Origin of the sequence: Nocardia sp. CC201C, from assembly GCF_030010695.1 — a bacterium.
Classification (GTDB): domain Bacteria; phylum Actinomycetota; class Actinomycetes; order Mycobacteriales; family Mycobacteriaceae; genus Nocardia; species Nocardia otitidiscaviarum.
The window spans coordinates 1-14,190 of the sequence record NZ_JASCXP010000175.1 but is presented as its reverse complement, the minus strand read 5'-3'; the positions used below and the strand labels follow the sequence as shown (position 1 = coordinate 14,190).

The window sequence follows — 14,190 nt, the reverse complement described above, 5'->3', positions numbered from 1 at the left end:
GGCGTGAGCCTTGTTTGCCGGGACCAGCCCGCGCACGAACTCCGGGGCCGCCGCTCGGCCCCGGAGTTCCGCTGTCTCACAGGCTTTCCGCGCTCACAGCCGCTCGGCGATCTCCAGCAGCTTCGCCCGCGACCGTTCCGGCGCCTCGGCCTGCACGCTCAGCTGGTCCATGACCTGCCGGTACAGCTCCAGATCCTGACGACGGTCCAGGTAGAGGGCGCTGGTCAGCTGCTCCAGATAGACGATGTCCGGGAGTTCGGGCTCGGCGAAGCGCAGCATGGTGAACGAGCTGCCCGCCGCGGCGTGGCCGCCGGCGGTGTAGGGCAGCACCTGAATGGTGATATTGGGCAGCTTCGACATCTCCACCAGATGCTCGATCTGCTCGGCCAGCACCTTCTCACCGCCCACGGGGCGATGCAGCACCGCCTCGTCCAGCACCGCCCAGAAGCTCGGTGCGCCCGGTGCGGTCAGCAGCTCCTGCCGACGACGACGCAGCGAGACGCGACGCTCGGCATCGGCGTCGTGCCCGAGCGCCACCACCGAGCGGGCGTAGTCCGGGGTCTGCAACAACCCCGGCACCAGCTGGCCCTCGTAGGTACGAATGCTCTTGGCCGCGTGCTCGAGTCCGAGATAGGTCTCGAACCAGGGCGGCAGCAGATCTCCGAAGCGATGCCACCAACCGGGCTGGTTCGCCTTGCGCACCAGATCCAGGAATGCCTCGCGTTCGCCGGGATCGTCGACACCGTAGAGCGTCAACAGATCCCGGACGTCGCGTTCCTTGAATCCGGTCCGCCCGAGTTCCAGGCGGCTGATCTTCGCGTGCGAGCCGCGGATGTGTTCACCAGCGGCTTCGCGCGTGATGTTGTTCGCCTCGCGCAACTTGCGCAGCTGACCCCCGACGGCGATGCGCAGGGCAGTCGGGCCACGCTCGGCGACAGTGGAATCCACCCGACCGTGTACAGCCGATTCTGCGATCATTGGGTCTCACTCCGATGCTCGGGTTATGCCGGCAGTGGACCACAACCCATCGTCGCGAACCACCGCGCCGATTGCCAATGCTACCTTTCAGCGCGCCAAATCGTCGAACTCTCCGCTCTTCGCGCCGCGCAGGAACGCATCGATCTCGGGGCGGGTGTACACCAGCACCGAGCCCAGCGGGTCACGCGAGTTCCGCATGGCCACCAGACCGTTGGACAGTTCCGCCACCTCCACGCAGTTTCCGCTCGGATTGCTGAAAGTGCTCTTGCGCCAAGCGAGTTCCGAGGGATCGATCCGGGTTGCCGATGTGCGTGTCATTTCCGACTCCTTGTCAAGTACCGCCCGCAGACGGTGTGCCCAGTACTTGCAAACGTTCGATCAGATGTTCTTACAGTTGCAACCGCAACCAGAACGATAGCACGCAGATTGCTCGCAAACGATCCCCTTCGGGTTCCTGATCCTTTGCAACACAACAGCTTTGATCTTGATGAAGCTCACACACTGCGAAGTTGCAAACTGAAACAGACGTTAACGACTGGTCGGTACGTTTAATCCCCGGGGCGAATCCCCCGTCCAGCAAGTCCGGATTTGCCGAATCTTGTACTGTCACTGGGCAGATCAGCATCCGTTCGCATGCGCACTCTCGTCGAGGAGAACCTCATGTCCGACACCGATCCCGCGATCCGAACCGACATCCCCCACTCCGCACGGATCTGGAACTACTGGATGGGCGGCAAGGACAATTACGACATCGACCGGGTCGTGGGCGACGCCAGCCTCGAGATCGACCCTGATATCTCCGCCATGGCCGTGCAGTCGCGGCAGTTCCTCATCCGCGCCGTGCGCTTCCTCGCCGGGGAGGTGGGCCTGCGGCAATTCCTCGATATCGGCACCGGCCTGCCCACCATGCAGAACACCCATGAGGTCGCGCAGGGCATCGCCCCCGAGGCCAAGGTGGTCTACGTCGACAACGACCCGCTGGTGCTCGCGCACGCGCGGGCCCTGCTGACCACCACCACCGAGGAGGGGGTCACCACCTATATCGACGCCGATTTCCACGAACCGGAGAACATTCTGATCTCTGCCCGCCAGGTGCTGAATTTCAGCCAACCGGTCGGTGTCATGTTTATGGGGGTACTCGGCCACGCCCGCAGTTACGAGGATATGCGCCACATCGTGCGCACCGTGCTCGAGGCCGTGCCGTCCGGCAGTTATCTGGTGTTCTGGGACGGCACCGTCGACAACCCGAATTACGTGAAGCTCTGCGAGGAGTACACCAAGTCGGGCGGCGTTCCCTACGACCCCCGCACCCAGGAGCAGCTGGCGGCGGTCTTCGAGGGCCTGGAGTTGGTCGAACCCGGCTTCGTTCCCATCACCCGCTGGCGGGTCGACCCGGCACAGGTGGGTTCGATCCAGGACGTGTCCGCATACGGGGGCGTGGCGCGTAAACCCTGACGCCACAACAACACCGAACCGGACGAAAGCCGCGCAACACCGGGCTCGATCGTGCAGATGTACTTGCATCTGCACGATCCGCCACTTTAAACTCGTGATGACGAACAGGCCGGAATGCACCGGGCGGTACAGGAAGCGCCGAGCCAGCGTCGCCATCCGATATCTCAGCGGCCAGAGGCGTCCCCATGACTCAGATGCTTCAGCATTCCGGTACACCTCGCTCCATCGGGTCCGGAAAAGCTCACTTCACCGATATCAGCGGTGACTGCTCGGTGGAGCCGCGCGCTCTCACCTACCGCCAGGCACGGGCCGTGCTGCGCGCCCACGACCAGCACTTCGCCTGCCGACAGTATCTGGCCGCGGTGGCCTTTCTCTCCGCGGACTGCGACGACGACTGACCGCGGGCGCCACATGGTCGGTGGGATTCCCTTGCGTACCAGCGCATGCGACGGGTACCCCGGAAGTGGGACCGAACGCCACTGGAACGAGCGCCGAGATGATACTGACTGTCGCACAGGACCTGATCACCGCCGACCTGTACGCACAGGTCTTCAATCCCACGCCGGAGACGCCACCGGTCGCGGACAAGCTGCTCAAGCTGGTCCGCTACTTCACCTGGTTCGTACTCCTGGCCGGCACCCTCGCGATTATCTACGCGGGCGGTAAGTTCGCCTGGGAGAAATGGCAGGGCGGGCCGCTCGAATCACCCAAGCGGGTGGCGGCCGCGCTCGTGGGCGGCATTGTCGCCACCAGCGCGGGCACCATCATGAACGCCGCCATCGGGCAGTAATCGCGAACGACTCACCGGATTTCCGACATTTCCGGCAGTCGGGAATTCTCGTCCCAGACAATGAGACCGAGCGTTATGCGGTGGCGGCGTGCCGCACCGGCCCCCCGGTCGCCGCGGCGGTGTCCACACCGACGAGTTCGACGAACTTCGCCACCACCTTCTGGTGGTACATCCCGAACAGGTCCTCGAACAACGCCAACTGCGCCTCGCTGGGGCCGCCGTCGGAATCCCACACCGCCACCAGCGCCCGCCAGACCAGCACGTGCAGGTCCGGTGAGGCCGCGAAGTACGCCTGCACCGCCTCCGGCACCTCCAGCACCATATCGCCGATGGAGTTCAGCACGGCGCGCTGCATGGTGTGTCCGAGGGCGGTCTGCAACCGGCGCAGCAATGCGAGTTCGATGGTGAGCATCCGCCGGGGGTCCGGATCCTTGCTGCGCGCAATGGATTCCAGCTCGTCGATATCGGCCTTGAGCACGGCGGGATCGATGCGCCGCTCCCCCTCGGTGTAGTCGAGCAGGGTGTCGAGGACGATGGCCCGCTCCTCGTCGACAATGCTGCCGAACATCTCCAGCGCGACCTCCGGCATGGGCATGGACAGCCGGAACAGGCGACGGTACACCTCCACCCCGCCCTCGGTGCGCACATCCCGGATCGTGAATCCCTTGCCGCGGTGCGCATCGACGAAACCGTAGGATTCCAGGCGTCCCAGAATCAGCTGTGCCGTCGCACGATTCATCTTGAACTCGTCCGCGACCTGTCGAACGGACGGCATCAGCTCGCCGGGGGCGTACTGCCCGAACGCGACGCGCCGCGCGAGCTCATCCGCGACGTCCGCGACGACCGTCCGCTCTCCCATCTTGGCACCTTCCATACCCGTATTACGTCCCAGACAGCTTAAGTGTTAACCGGGCAAACCGCACATGCGTGCGGAATCGCGGGATTTGCCGGGAATCGCCTCGTAGTGCGGCGAGCGCACGGCATGGCAGGCGGCGCGCCGACGCGCCCGGAGTTCGCTCACGCGTCGTCCGCGAGCGCCCCCGCCCACCGGCGCGACCACGCCCACAGCGGCTCCAGCGCGGTCGCGAGTTCCCTTCCGGCAGGGGTCAACTCGTAGCTCCGATCGGTTTGCTTGACCACCGCGCCCGCACTCTGCAACCGCTGCAATCGCACCGAGAGCATGCTCGACGAGCAGTTGCCCATCCGGCGGCGCAACTCCAGAAATCCGAGCGGTCCGGGCTCGAGTTCCCACACCACCCGCAGCACCCACCGCTGCCCCACCAGATCCATCACCGCGAGCAGGGGCAGATCCGCGGTATTCGCGCGGCTGGCGGCGGGAGGTTCGCTTGCACTTCTCATTTAGAACCAGGATAGTGGTTCTGAATCAGAAGCACTGGTGCGGGGCCGGGACGATCGAACGGAGTGATGTGTGAGCCGAATTGTGTTGATCACCGGGGCATCCCGGGGCATCGGCGCCGACACGGCGCGGGTGCTCGCGGCGCGCGGCGACCATGTGGTGCTCAACTACCGGGAGAAGCGGCGGCGGGCCGAGGCGGTCGCGGCCGAGATCGTGGCGGCGGGTGGCAGCGCGTCGGTGGCGGGGGCCGACATCACCGATGCCGAGGCGGCGACGGGGCTGATCGACGCGGTGGTCGCGGAATTCGGGCGGCTGGATGTACTGGTGCTCAATGCCTCCGGCGGATTGGAGCGCGGCGCGGCGGCCGACTACGCCATGGCCGTCAATCGCGACGCCCAGTTGCGGCTGACCCGGCGGGCACTGGCGCACCTGGGGCCGGGTGGCCGCGTCGTCTTCGTCACCAGTCATCAGGCGCACTTCTCCGAGACCCGCCCGGTGCCCGGCGGATACGAGCCCATCGCGCGCAGCAAGCTGGCCGGGGAGCGGGCGCTGCGTGAGCTGTGCGGTGAATTCGCCGGGCGGGGAATCGGTTTCGTGGTGGTGTCCGGGGACATGATCGACGGCACCATGATCGTGCGGCTGCTCGAGCGCCGCGACCCGGACGCGGTCTCCGACCGCCGCGATCACGGTGCGCTGCCGACCGTGGCCGAATTCGCCACCGCCGTCGCCGACGCCACCGCGGTGGCGGCCGAACCCGGACACACCGTCTACGTGGGTGGCGCGGACTTCCTGAACCCGGCGCGCACCTCCTGACCGGCTGCGGACGGCACGATTCCGGCACGGACTGCCTGGTCAGCACTGAGAGCTCGGGTCAGCCCGCTCGGGTCAGCAGAGGCGCGCATTTCCGGTGGTGAGTCGCGCGGAGGCGTGACAGCATGAGCGGATGCCGCACTGGCTCGATGTGCTTCCCGAGTTCCTGCTCGCCTGCCTCGTGCTGGCCGCGCTGCCCGGCCCCGCCACCGCGCTGTTCCTGCAACGTTCGGTTCGGGACGGGCGGCGGGCGGGGCTGGCGGCGGTGGCGGGCAATGAGATCGGCGTATTCGGGTGGACGTTGGCGGGCGGGGCGGGACTGTCCGCACTGCTGGTGGCCAATCGGGTACTCAACCACGCGGTGCATATCGTCGGGGCGGCGGTGCTCATCTGGCTCGGGGTGCAGGCGTGGCGCAGCGCGCGCCGGCCGGAGCTGTCGCGGGCCACCCTCGCACCGCGCGGACGCACACCGGGCGCGGCCTTCCGCGCCTCGCTGCTGTCCATCGCCGCCAACCCCAAGGCCGCCGTCTTCGGGCTGACCATCCTGCCGCAATTCCTGCCCTCCAGCGGCCCGGTGCTGCCGACGGTGCTGGTGCTCGCGATCATCCAATTGGTCGTCGACACCGCCTGGTGTGTGGGCGTGGTGCTGGCGGCGGAGCGGGCCGGCGCCTGGTTGCGCGATACCCGCGTCCGGCAGCGGGTCGAGCGGTGCCTGGCGGCGGTCCTGGTGACGCTCGGCTTCGGCCTCGCCGCCGATGCGCGCTGACGCGAGTGAACCGGTCGGTACCGATTCCGTGTGTATCCGGGCCGCGGGCGGGAACTCCCCGCACATGGTGAACGACGTCGAGAAGCGGTGGTCGGACCCGAAGATGTTCCGGCATGCGGCCTGGTACGTCGGCGGAGTGGTCGTACTCACCGCCCTCGCGGTCGCCGTGCTCGAGCTGGCGACCGACCCCTCGCGGGCGGTGATCGCGTTCGTACCGGGAGCGGTGCTGCTGGTGGGCGGCATCGTCGCCTTCGTACTCGCGTTCCGCGCCTGGCGGCGGCGCGGAGCGTGGCCGATCTGGCACGGGGCGGGCTGGTTCCTGTTCGTGCTCATGGTCGTCTACCTGGCCATCGCGAGCGGCACCGCCTAGCCGCGACCCGCAACATCGCCTGGCCGCAACACGCAGCACCACCAGGCGCAACGCACAACATCACCGCCGCGACGCGCAGCGCTACTCAGCAGCGACGCACGACATCGCCTGACCGCGACACTCAGCACCACCCAGCCGCAACACGCAGCCTTACCCAGGCGCAACGCACAACATCACCGCCGCGACACGCAACACCACCCAGCAGCGACGCGCGACATCACCTGACCGCGACGCTCAGCGCACCGGGCAGCGCACCGCCCCGTCGGCCGTGCCGTCGTGCTGGTCGTACGGGGTGCCGCGAATCCCGGCCCGCGCGGCGAGCACCCGCGCGACCCGGGTGTTCACATCCCACATGGGGTCGACGCGGTGCGAGCGGCGCAGCATCCGCCGCCGGGCTCCCGGCAGCCGGTCGTCGAGGGCACGCCAGCGCACCGCGGCGGTGGCGGCGACCCCGGTCAACTCCCGCCACGGGTGGATCGGCACCGAGCGCAGCGGGGTGTCCGCGAGCAGCGCCCGCACCAGGCCCGGGCTGCTGTAGTACGCGAGCAGGCCCACCAGCGGCGCGGTGGCCAGCGCCCGCGCCCGGTCGCCGACACCGCCGCCCTCGAACCGTCGGGTGGCCGCACCCGCCATGGTGGCGGTCCACTCCGGCGCGGTGCCCGCGGTCGCCACCATGAAGTCCGCCATCTCCATCCCTTCGCGCGCCGAGCGCGGAATCAGCTCCTCGGCGACCCCGAACACATACGCGATATAGGCCCAGTAATGCATGACCGCGTCGAGTTCCCTCGTCCCGCACCGCCGCCCGTGTACATGGTCGAAGCAGATGGGTGAGATGCCGAAGGTGACCGCCGCCCCCATGGTGGTGGCGTTGGAGATGGGGTTGCCGTGCAGCGCGAAATGCTCATCCCCCCAGCGGCGGCGCAGCCCGGCGCGCACCTGGGCGTGCATGAGCCGCACCCGCACGGTGTCGGCGAAGACCGGCGACCAGCGGTCGAGCGCACCGGGCAGGGTGACGCTGCGGAACCAGTTCGCGGTCTCCAGATTGCGTCGATACGGGTCGTTGACGAAGCGTCCGGTGGCACCGGTGGCGGAGGCCACCTCCGCGCCGACGAAGGTGCCCATGAAGTCCTGCACCCCCATGGCCAGCTTCCCGGCCAGCGAGACATTGATCCAGCGGCGGCGACCGTACTCCCACAGGTCGGGATCGAACCAGTCCGGCGGATCGTCCAGGTGCGCGAAGAGATCCACCAATTCCGGCGGCGGATCGTCCAGGCTGTCGATACCGTGCGCGAGGGCCTGGTCGAGCAGCTCACGGCAGCGGGTGTTCCCGATCCGGGCGAAGGCACGCACCACCGCGTCCATGGGCTCGTCACCCTGCCACAGGTGGTCGGCCATGAGCCGGGTGCGCGGGGTGTCGACGGGGTCCGGCCGGACGTCGATCCACGGCCCGAGCATGGCGCGCCGCGGCCGATACCACAGCTCCGACGGCACCGCCCGGGGCGGCGGCGGACGCAGCGGCATGCCGGGCCGATAGTAGTAGTCGTAGGGATGCGGGCGGATATCGGTGGATGAGCGCATGTTTCAGTACCCCGTGAGCTGCCGGAAACGGATGGCCGCGGTGCTGCCGCGGTCGGCGTGGACCGGGCAGTAGTGTTTGGCCTCGCCGCGGTGTTCCGGTGCGGGCCACAGGATCTCGGGCGCTTCGGGCGGTGCCAGCCAGTCGGGCCGCTTACCCGCGACACGGCGGCGCCCGGCGCGAATGCGCGGGAAGAAGTACTTCATCTCGTCCGGGGTCACCCGGTTCATGGCCGAGAGGGCGGCGCACAACCGATCGAAGAGGAACTGGTCGCGGGCCGTCCAGGTGAATCCCATGGTGCGCCGGATGGGCGGATCGCACAGGCCGATGGTGACGAACTGGTAGAACCGCGCACCCGCGGGGCGGATCAGGCGCTCCCACAACGGTTTCGGAATCCGCCGCAGCACCGGGAACGGTGGTACGGGCGCGGTGTCGGCGAGGTGGTAGACCTCCCAGGCCGCCCGGGTGGCCTCCAGCCCGGTGCTGACCATCTCCTCCCAATAGCGCTGGAACTCCGGCCAGCTGCGCGGCACCACCCGCATGCTCATGCCGTACATCTCGTACCACTGATAGTGCTCGCGCCACAGCTGTTCGCGCTGGTCGGGGGTCAGCCCGCCCATGAACAGCTCGGCGGCGCGCAGGGTCTGTACGAAGAACACGGCGTGTGCCCAGTAGAAGGTGCCGGGATCGAGAGCGTGATAGCGCCGCCCCTGCCCGTCCACGCCCTTGATGTCGCGGTGGTAGCCGACGATCTCGCGGGCGGTGCCGCGGGCGCGCGGCCCGTCGAACACCACCCCGACGATGGGATAGGCCGAGCGCAGCACCCGCTGATAGAACTCGTCGGCGATCTCGGAGTGGAATTCCACTCCGGCGCCCAGGCCGGGATGCATGTTCTGCACCATGCCGAGGAACAGTCCGGAGGGCGCGAAGTACAGGGAGCCGAAGATCTTCCAGGTCAGCGAGTCCGGGCCGAGCGGTTCAGGCTCGGGACGCGGCTCGTGCTCCACCACATCGTGTAACACCATGCCCTACGCTGACACGAATAAACGCTCGCATTCAATTCGCGTCCAGCAGATGAGGCACAACCGTCATGCCACCGAGACGACAGCGACCCGCCACCCCCGCGCCACCGCGCAAGACACCCCGCCAGGACCGCTCACGGGCCATGGTGCGCCGGATCGTGGACGCCGGGGAGGCGGTGCTCGTCGAACACGGCTACGACGGGGCGTCCACCAATCGGATCGCGGCGACGGCGGGGATCAGCCCCGGCTCGCTGTACCAGTACTTTCCCGACAAGGACGCGATTGTCTCGGCGGTGATCGAGCGCTATACCGCCGCGGTGGCCGACCGGGTGCGCGCCCATGTCGTCAGCCAGTTGGCGGCACCGCCGGAGGTGGCGGTGCCGGAGGCGATCACCGTGCTGCTCGACGCCCTCGGCGATCATCCGGAACTGCTGCGGGCAGTGGTCGAGCAGACGCCGCGACTGACCACCGGCACCGCCGTGGTCGCCTTCGAACAGCAGATCGGCGAACTGGCGCGGGTGGCGCTCACCCTGCGGCGCGACCACGTGCCCGGCGATGTCGATTTCGACGCCGCCGCGTGGTTGCTGGTGCGCGCCGTGGAGCATCTCACCGTGCGCTATGTGCTCGACCGACCGCCGATTCCCCGCGCCACGTTCCTCACCGAGATCACCCGCCTGGTGTTGAACTACTTCCGGCCGCGAGCAGAACGCGAGCGGTGATCAGGCCGCGCGGCGAGACCCGTGCGGTGGACCGGCCGCGCTACGGCCACTGGTTCGGTGAACCGACCACACCGCGACCACCGGTTCGGTGAACCGACCGCGCCCACGACCACCCTGCGGTGGACCGGCCACGCGGGCGACAGCCCCTCCGGTCACGCCACCGGCGCGGCGGCGGGCAGGGCGAGCAGCAGGTCGACGGCGCGGGCGGCGCTCTGGGCCGCGCTCTCCATGGTGGCGCTCCAGTCGGTGCGGGTCCAGTCCCCCGCCAGCACCAGGGAGGGCACCGAGGTGCGCTGGTCGGGTCGCAGGCCGTCGGTGCCGACCACCTGGGAGAAGGTCGCGCGCGGCATGGGCACCACCTGGGCGTGGCGCACTTCGGCGTTGCGCGCGGACGGATAGTAGCGGCGCAGCAGCGCCAGCTGCTCGGCCACCACCTCGTCGTGCGGTTTGTGGATCTGGTCGTACGCGCCGCTGGTGGTCAGGCAGTAGAGCCAGCCGTGCACGGTATCGCGCCCGTGCATGCGCTGGCGGTCGAACACCTCGTCGATGACGCCCGTGCCGCCGATGAGCGCCTCGAACTCCCCCTCGGTACCCAGCGGCCGATCCAGGTACAGATTGGTGCTGACAATCGGCGTGTACCCCAATTTGTCGGCGGCGGAATAGATTTCGTCGTGCTCGGGCAGTTCGTCCAACAGTCCGGCGATACCGGAGTTCGGCACCGCGCACACCACCGCGTCGGCGGGCACCTCGCCGCCGTCGGCCAGCAGCACGCCGGTGACCGCGCCGTCGCGAATGCCGATGCGCCGCACCACCGCCCGATACCGCACGTCCACACCGTATTTCGCGAACACCCGCCGCGCCCCGGTGACGAAGAGGGTGTCCAGATCGGTGGTGGGGTATCCGATGGTGACCGCCCGCCGCTGCCGCACGCCCAGCCGGATGCCGGTGGCCAGGACATCGGCGAACACCTTCGCCGACTCCTGCGCGACCGGTTCGGCGGCGATGCCGAGCGCCAGCCAGTCCCACAGCGCCTCCCGGGCGGTGGCGGGCATGCCGACCCGCTCGAACCACTGTGCGGTGGACAGGTCGGCGAGATCGGCGGGCTGGTTGAGGCATTCCCAGCCCAGCCGCGCGGTGGCGATTCCGGCGCGGATCCGGTCGGCCGGACCGGCATCCGGATGCGCGCCCAGGAAGGTGCGGATCGCGCCCAAGCCCTTGGTGCGCATCACCGTCGCCCGGCCGCCGGGCCAGCGCAGCACCCCGCGGTGCGGGAACGCGACGTACTCCCGGGTGCCGACGCTGCTCAGATATCGGAACAGGTGCTCATATCCGCTGGCGATGACATGCTGCCCGTTGTCGGGTATGTCGCGCACCGGTGCGGCCTGGAGGGCGTGCGTGCGGCCGCCCAGCCGACCGCGCCGTTCCAGCAGCGTGACCCGCTTGCCCGCCTCCGCCAACCAGACCGCGGCGGCGAGCCCGGCGAGCCCGCCCCCGATCACCACATAGCGCCGCGGATCGTCCATGAGAGCTCCCGAACCAGAACCTGTTCCTACTCGGCTTCCGTTCGGGGACGTTACTCCGGACAAACCAAGCACCGCACGGTAATTCGCTCACCCGGGCGAGATCCCCGCCGGACGGCGCGCGGTGCTCACAGCGAGCGGGAGATGATCTCCTTCATGATCTCGCTGGTGCCGCCGTAGATGCGGTTGACGCGAGAACCGGTGTACATATTGGCGATCGGGTATTCCATCATGTAGCCGTAGCCGCCGAACAATTGCAGGCACTTGTCGACCACCTTGTCGGCGGTCTCGGCGGCGAAGAGCTTTGCCATGGAGGCCGTGGCCGGGTCGTTCTTGCCGTCGATGTACTGCGCGATGGCGTGGTCGACCATCGTCTTGATGGCCAGCGCCTCGGTCTTGGCCTCGGCGAGGGTGAAGGCGTTGTGCTGGAACTTGCCGATGGGGCGGCCGAACGCCTCCCGCTCGCGCGAGTACCGCAGCGCCTCCAGCACCGCGGCCTCGGCCAGCGCCGAGCAGATACTGGCGATGATGAGGCGTTCGCGGGCGAGCTGCTCCATGAGCTGGTAGAAACCCAGACCCTCCTGCGCGCCGAGCAGATTCGCCACCGGCACCCGCATATCGGAGAAGAACAGTTCGCGGGTGTCCTGAGCGTGCTGGCCCATCTTCTCCAGCACCCGGCCGCGCTCGAAACCGGGCAGATCCTTCGTCTCGGCGACGATGAGCGAGACACCTGCCGCACCCTGGCTCGGATCGGTCTTGGCCACGATCACCAGCAGATCGCAGTGGGTGCCGTTGGAGATGAAGGTCTTCGAGCCATTGACCACGTAGTGGTCCCCCTCGCGCACGGCGGTGGTGCGCACCGCCTGGAGGTCCGATCCGGTGCCCGGCTCGGTCATGGCGATGGCCAGCACCAGGTCACCGCTGATGATGCCGGGCAGCCACTTCGCGCGCTGCTCCGCGTTGCCGTACGTGTGGATGTAGTGCGACACGATCGGCGAGTGCACCGAGAAGCCGAACCCGTTGTCGTGTGCGTAGACCAGTTCCTCCTGCACGACCGCCTGGAGGCCGAAATCGCCGCCCGCACCGCCGAATTCCTCGGGCAGGTCGAGGCCGAGCAGACCCGCGTCCCCGGCCTTGTTCCAGAATTCGCGGTCCACCTGGTGTTCGCGGCTCCAGCGCTCGCGGTTGGGCACGATCTCCTTGCGGAAGAACTCCGCCGCGTGCTTGCGCAGTTCGCGATGCTGATCGGTTTCCCAGGTGGGGCGGTAGTCGGGGAAGAGTTCGGACATCGTTGTTCTCTCTACTTTCCGGTGGGCGGGACGTGCCTGCCGGGACAATACGTTTGTACTGCCCACATGTCCATCGTATCGGTCGCTATTACGCGACGTAGACTGCTCGGACTATCCGACGAACCGAGGGCAGATGCTGAATCCACGGGCCACCGCCGACGACCTCACCGCCAAGGCGCGCATCCGCAATGCCGCCATGGACCTGTTCGCCCAGTACGGCGAATCCCGGGTCTCCCTGCGCGCGGTCGCCGCCGAGGCCGGTGTCACCCTCGGGCTGGTGCAGCATCACTTCAAGACCAAGGCCGGGCTCATCGAGGCCGTGGACCAGCTGATCGTCGACTACTTCGCCGCCGCCGTCTCCTCGATCCCGCCCACCGGCACCACCGCCCAGGTCGCCACCGCCCGCGACGAGGCGGTCCGGCGAATGCTGCACGACAATCCCGCCGTGGTGAACTACGTGCGCCGCGCCGTCCTGGAACCCTCCGAAACCCAGCTGCGCCTGCTCGAATCGCTCGTCGCCCTGACCCGCCGCGAGATCACGGGCCTACGCGAGGCGGGCCTGGCCTCCACCACCCGCCGCGAACCCACCCAGATCGTCGAGGTCATGGTCCGCCAACTCGGCGAACTCCTGCTCGCCCCCATGATCGACGCCGTCTGGGAGCGCGTCGCGGGCCCCGCCGACACCGACCGCCCCCGCCTGACCATCACCGTCCGGGATTGACCGGAGTCGCGCTGCGCGACAACGGATGCCGAGTCACGACCAGGAGACGACCGCCGGCGGCTCCCAGGCGCCGTCGCGAATGGCCGGATCGGGCCGGTAGGCGCGCGCGGGTACAGCGTGCCCTCGTCGTCGGGCGCGTGCAGCCAATTGGCGAGCAGCTTCGGATCAACCCTGGGTTTGTTGTCGGTGGCGTGTGTCACGCTCGCCGGTGATGAGCAGGCACACCACCTTCCGCTACCGCCTCGACCCCACCGCCGAGCAGCGCGCCACGCTGGCCCGGCATGCGGGCGCGGCACGGTTCGCGTTCAACCAGTGCCTGCACCTGGTGAAAACCGCCCTGACACACCGCGACACCGACCCCGGGCATCCGGTGCCGTGGACGCGGTTCAGTCTGATCAACGCCTTCAACGCCTGGAAGAAGACCGAAGCGGCCGGACGGGTGTTCACCGTCGACACCGCCGGGGTCGCGCAAGTGCGGGTGACCGGGTTGGTGTGGCGGGATCAGGTGTGCCAGCAGGTGTTCGAGGAAGCCGCCGTCGACTGCGGCCGCGCCCTCACCAACTGGTCAGACTCGCGTAACAGCCGCCGCAAGGGCAAGCGGGTCGGGTTTCCCCGCTTCAAGTCCAAACGGCGCGCTACCCCGGCGTTCCGGCTGCGCAACAAGCCCGCCAAGAACGGCCGTCCGTCGATCCGGATCGGTGACGGCGACATCCCACGGTCGGTCACCCTGCCCGGTCTCGGGGTGCTGCGGGTGCGGGAGGACACGCGCCGGTTGCGGCGGATGCTGGCCAAAGACCGCGCGAGAATCCTGTACGCC

The 14,190-nt window shown here is 68.4% G+C and carries 17 protein-coding genes; 9 read left to right on the top strand and 8 right to left on the bottom strand.

The features are described 5' to 3' along the window. Window positions 1–93: 93 nt before the first annotated feature. Window positions 94–978: a helix-turn-helix transcriptional regulator gene (locus tag QK444_RS19145; protein ID WP_029932311.1), complete on the bottom strand. Its 885-nt coding sequence runs from the start codon at window positions 976–978 to the stop codon at window positions 94–96. Between the two features lie 87 nt (window positions 979–1,065). Then, window positions 1,066–1,296 carry a DUF397 domain-containing protein gene (locus QK444_RS19140; protein ID WP_029932310.1) on the bottom strand — a complete coding sequence of 77 codons (231 nt, stop codon included), beginning with the start codon at window positions 1,294–1,296 and terminating at the stop codon, window positions 1,066–1,068. Window positions 1,297–1,611: 315 nt separating this feature from the next. Between QK444_RS19140 and QK444_RS19135 the strand changes: the two genes are divergently transcribed. From QK444_RS19135 to QK444_RS19125, 3 genes are all read left to right on the top strand, one after another. Then, on the top strand, window positions 1,612–2,433 hold the full coding sequence (locus tag QK444_RS19135) for an SAM-dependent methyltransferase (protein ID WP_282782184.1): 822 nt from the start codon (window positions 1,612–1,614) through the stop codon (window positions 2,431–2,433). Window positions 2,434–2,618: 185 nt separating this feature from the next. Then, entirely contained in the window at window positions 2,619–2,831 is a 213-nt protein-coding gene (locus QK444_RS19130) for a hypothetical protein (RefSeq protein WP_282782182.1), read from the top strand. 98 nt (window positions 2,832–2,929) lie between these two features. Beyond that, window positions 2,930–3,223 (top strand): hypothetical protein, encoded by a 294-nt coding sequence (locus QK444_RS19125; protein WP_282782181.1) that lies wholly within the window; start codon window positions 2,930–2,932, stop codon window positions 3,221–3,223. Between the two features lie 73 nt (window positions 3,224–3,296). Here QK444_RS19125 and QK444_RS19120 read toward each other — a convergent pair whose 3' ends face one another. Continuing rightward, a complete protein-coding gene (locus QK444_RS19120; RefSeq protein ID WP_282782180.1) occupies window positions 3,297–4,082 on the bottom strand; it encodes a GntR family transcriptional regulator in 786 nt (261 codons plus the stop codon). Between the two features lie 158 nt (window positions 4,083–4,240). Continuing rightward, complete coding sequence (locus tag QK444_RS19115; RefSeq protein ID WP_282782178.1) at window positions 4,241–4,582, bottom strand: helix-turn-helix domain-containing protein; 342 nt, start codon at window positions 4,580–4,582, stop codon at window positions 4,241–4,243. 79 nt (window positions 4,583–4,661) lie between these two features. On the opposite strand from QK444_RS19115, the gene QK444_RS19110 reads away from it, so the two are divergent. From QK444_RS19110 to QK444_RS19100, 3 genes are all read left to right on the top strand, one after another. Beyond that, complete coding sequence (locus QK444_RS19110; RefSeq protein ID WP_282782187.1) at window positions 4,662–5,393, top strand: SDR family oxidoreductase; 732 nt, start codon at window positions 4,662–4,664, stop codon at window positions 5,391–5,393. Window positions 5,394–5,523: 130 nt separating this feature from the next. After that, on the top strand, window positions 5,524–6,156 hold the full coding sequence (locus QK444_RS19105) for a LysE family translocator (RefSeq protein WP_282782176.1): 633 nt from the start codon (window positions 5,524–5,526) through the stop codon (window positions 6,154–6,156). Between the two features lie 64 nt (window positions 6,157–6,220). Then, a complete protein-coding gene (locus QK444_RS19100; RefSeq protein WP_282782174.1) occupies window positions 6,221–6,526 on the top strand; it encodes a hypothetical protein in 306 nt (101 codons plus the stop codon). Window positions 6,527–6,760: 234 nt separating this feature from the next. Here QK444_RS19100 and QK444_RS19095 read toward each other — a convergent pair whose 3' ends face one another. Together QK444_RS19095 and QK444_RS19090 are read right to left on the bottom strand one after the other, a co-directional pair. Beyond that, window positions 6,761–8,104 carry an oxygenase MpaB family protein gene (locus QK444_RS19095; protein ID WP_282782173.1) on the bottom strand — a complete coding sequence of 448 codons (1,344 nt, stop codon included), beginning with the start codon at window positions 8,102–8,104 and terminating at the stop codon, window positions 6,761–6,763. 3 nt (window positions 8,105–8,107) lie between these two features. Beyond that, the gene (locus tag QK444_RS19090) at window positions 8,108–9,127 is read right to left on the bottom strand and encodes an oxygenase MpaB family protein (RefSeq protein ID WP_282782171.1); all 1,020 of its coding nucleotides are present in this window, start codon (window positions 9,125–9,127) and stop codon (window positions 8,108–8,110) included. Between the two features lie 65 nt (window positions 9,128–9,192). Between QK444_RS19090 and QK444_RS19085 the strand changes: the two genes are divergently transcribed. Beyond that, complete coding sequence (locus tag QK444_RS19085) at window positions 9,193–9,843, top strand: TetR/AcrR family transcriptional regulator (protein WP_282782169.1); 651 nt, start codon at window positions 9,193–9,195, stop codon at window positions 9,841–9,843. Window positions 9,844–9,995: 152 nt separating this feature from the next. On the opposite strand, the gene hpnE is transcribed toward QK444_RS19085, so the two are convergent. After that, complete coding sequence (gene hpnE / locus QK444_RS19080; protein ID WP_282782167.1) at window positions 9,996–11,366, bottom strand: hydroxysqualene dehydroxylase HpnE; 1,371 nt, start codon at window positions 11,364–11,366, stop codon at window positions 9,996–9,998. A 125-nt stretch (window positions 11,367–11,491) separates the two neighbouring features. After that, entirely contained in the window at window positions 11,492–12,652 is a 1,161-nt protein-coding gene (locus QK444_RS19075) for an acyl-CoA dehydrogenase family protein (protein WP_282782165.1), read from the bottom strand. Window positions 12,653–12,785: 133 nt separating this feature from the next. Between QK444_RS19075 and QK444_RS19070 the strand changes: the two genes are divergently transcribed. Together QK444_RS19070 and QK444_RS19065 are read left to right on the top strand one after the other, a co-directional pair. Beyond that, window positions 12,786–13,373 carry a TetR/AcrR family transcriptional regulator gene (locus tag QK444_RS19070; protein ID WP_282782163.1) on the top strand — a complete coding sequence of 196 codons (588 nt, stop codon included), beginning with the start codon at window positions 12,786–12,788 and terminating at the stop codon, window positions 13,371–13,373. Window positions 13,374–13,584: 211 nt separating this feature from the next. Continuing rightward, window positions 13,585–14,190, top strand: a 606-nt coding sequence (locus tag QK444_RS19065; RefSeq protein ID WP_282782161.1) for a helix-turn-helix domain-containing protein, incomplete at its 3' end; no start/stop codon positions are given.

What these genes read in the sequence shown, in the direction of transcription:
- QK444_RS19145 (WP_029932311.1), bottom strand. Translation starts at nt 978, where the DNA reads ATGATCGCAGAATCGGCTGTACACGGTCGGGTGGATTCCACTGTCGCC.
- QK444_RS19140 (WP_029932310.1), bottom strand. Translation starts at nt 1,296, where the DNA reads ATGACACGCACATCGGCAACCCGGATCGATCCCTCGGAACTCGCTTGG.
- QK444_RS19135 (WP_282782184.1), top strand. Translation starts at nt 1,612, where the DNA reads ATGCGCACTCTCGTCGAGGAGAACCTCATGTCCGACACCGATCCCGCG.
- QK444_RS19130 (WP_282782182.1), top strand. Translation starts at nt 2,619, where the DNA reads ATGACTCAGATGCTTCAGCATTCCGGTACACCTCGCTCCATCGGGTCC.
- QK444_RS19125 (WP_282782181.1), top strand. Translation starts at nt 2,930, where the DNA reads ATGATACTGACTGTCGCACAGGACCTGATCACCGCCGACCTGTACGCA.
- QK444_RS19120 (WP_282782180.1), bottom strand. Translation starts at nt 4,082, where the DNA reads ATGGGAGAGCGGACGGTCGTCGCGGACGTCGCGGATGAGCTCGCGCGG.
- QK444_RS19115 (WP_282782178.1), bottom strand. Translation starts at nt 4,582, where the DNA reads ATGAGAAGTGCAAGCGAACCTCCCGCCGCCAGCCGCGCGAATACCGCG.
- QK444_RS19105 (WP_282782176.1), top strand. Translation starts at nt 5,524, where the DNA reads ATGCCGCACTGGCTCGATGTGCTTCCCGAGTTCCTGCTCGCCTGCCTC.
- QK444_RS19100 (WP_282782174.1), top strand. Translation starts at nt 6,221, where the DNA reads ATGGTGAACGACGTCGAGAAGCGGTGGTCGGACCCGAAGATGTTCCGG.
- QK444_RS19095 (WP_282782173.1), bottom strand. Translation starts at nt 8,104, where the DNA reads ATGCGCTCATCCACCGATATCCGCCCGCATCCCTACGACTACTACTAT.
- QK444_RS19090 (WP_282782171.1), bottom strand. Translation starts at nt 9,127, where the DNA reads ATGGTGTTACACGATGTGGTGGAGCACGAGCCGCGTCCCGAGCCTGAA.
- QK444_RS19085 (WP_282782169.1), top strand. Translation starts at nt 9,193, where the DNA reads ATGCCACCGAGACGACAGCGACCCGCCACCCCCGCGCCACCGCGCAAG.
- hpnE (WP_282782167.1), bottom strand. Translation starts at nt 11,366, where the DNA reads ATGGACGATCCGCGGCGCTATGTGGTGATCGGGGGCGGGCTCGCCGGG.
- QK444_RS19075 (WP_282782165.1), bottom strand. Translation starts at nt 12,652, where the DNA reads ATGTCCGAACTCTTCCCCGACTACCGCCCCACCTGGGAAACCGATCAG.
- QK444_RS19070 (WP_282782163.1), top strand. Translation starts at nt 12,786, where the DNA reads ATGCTGAATCCACGGGCCACCGCCGACGACCTCACCGCCAAGGCGCGC.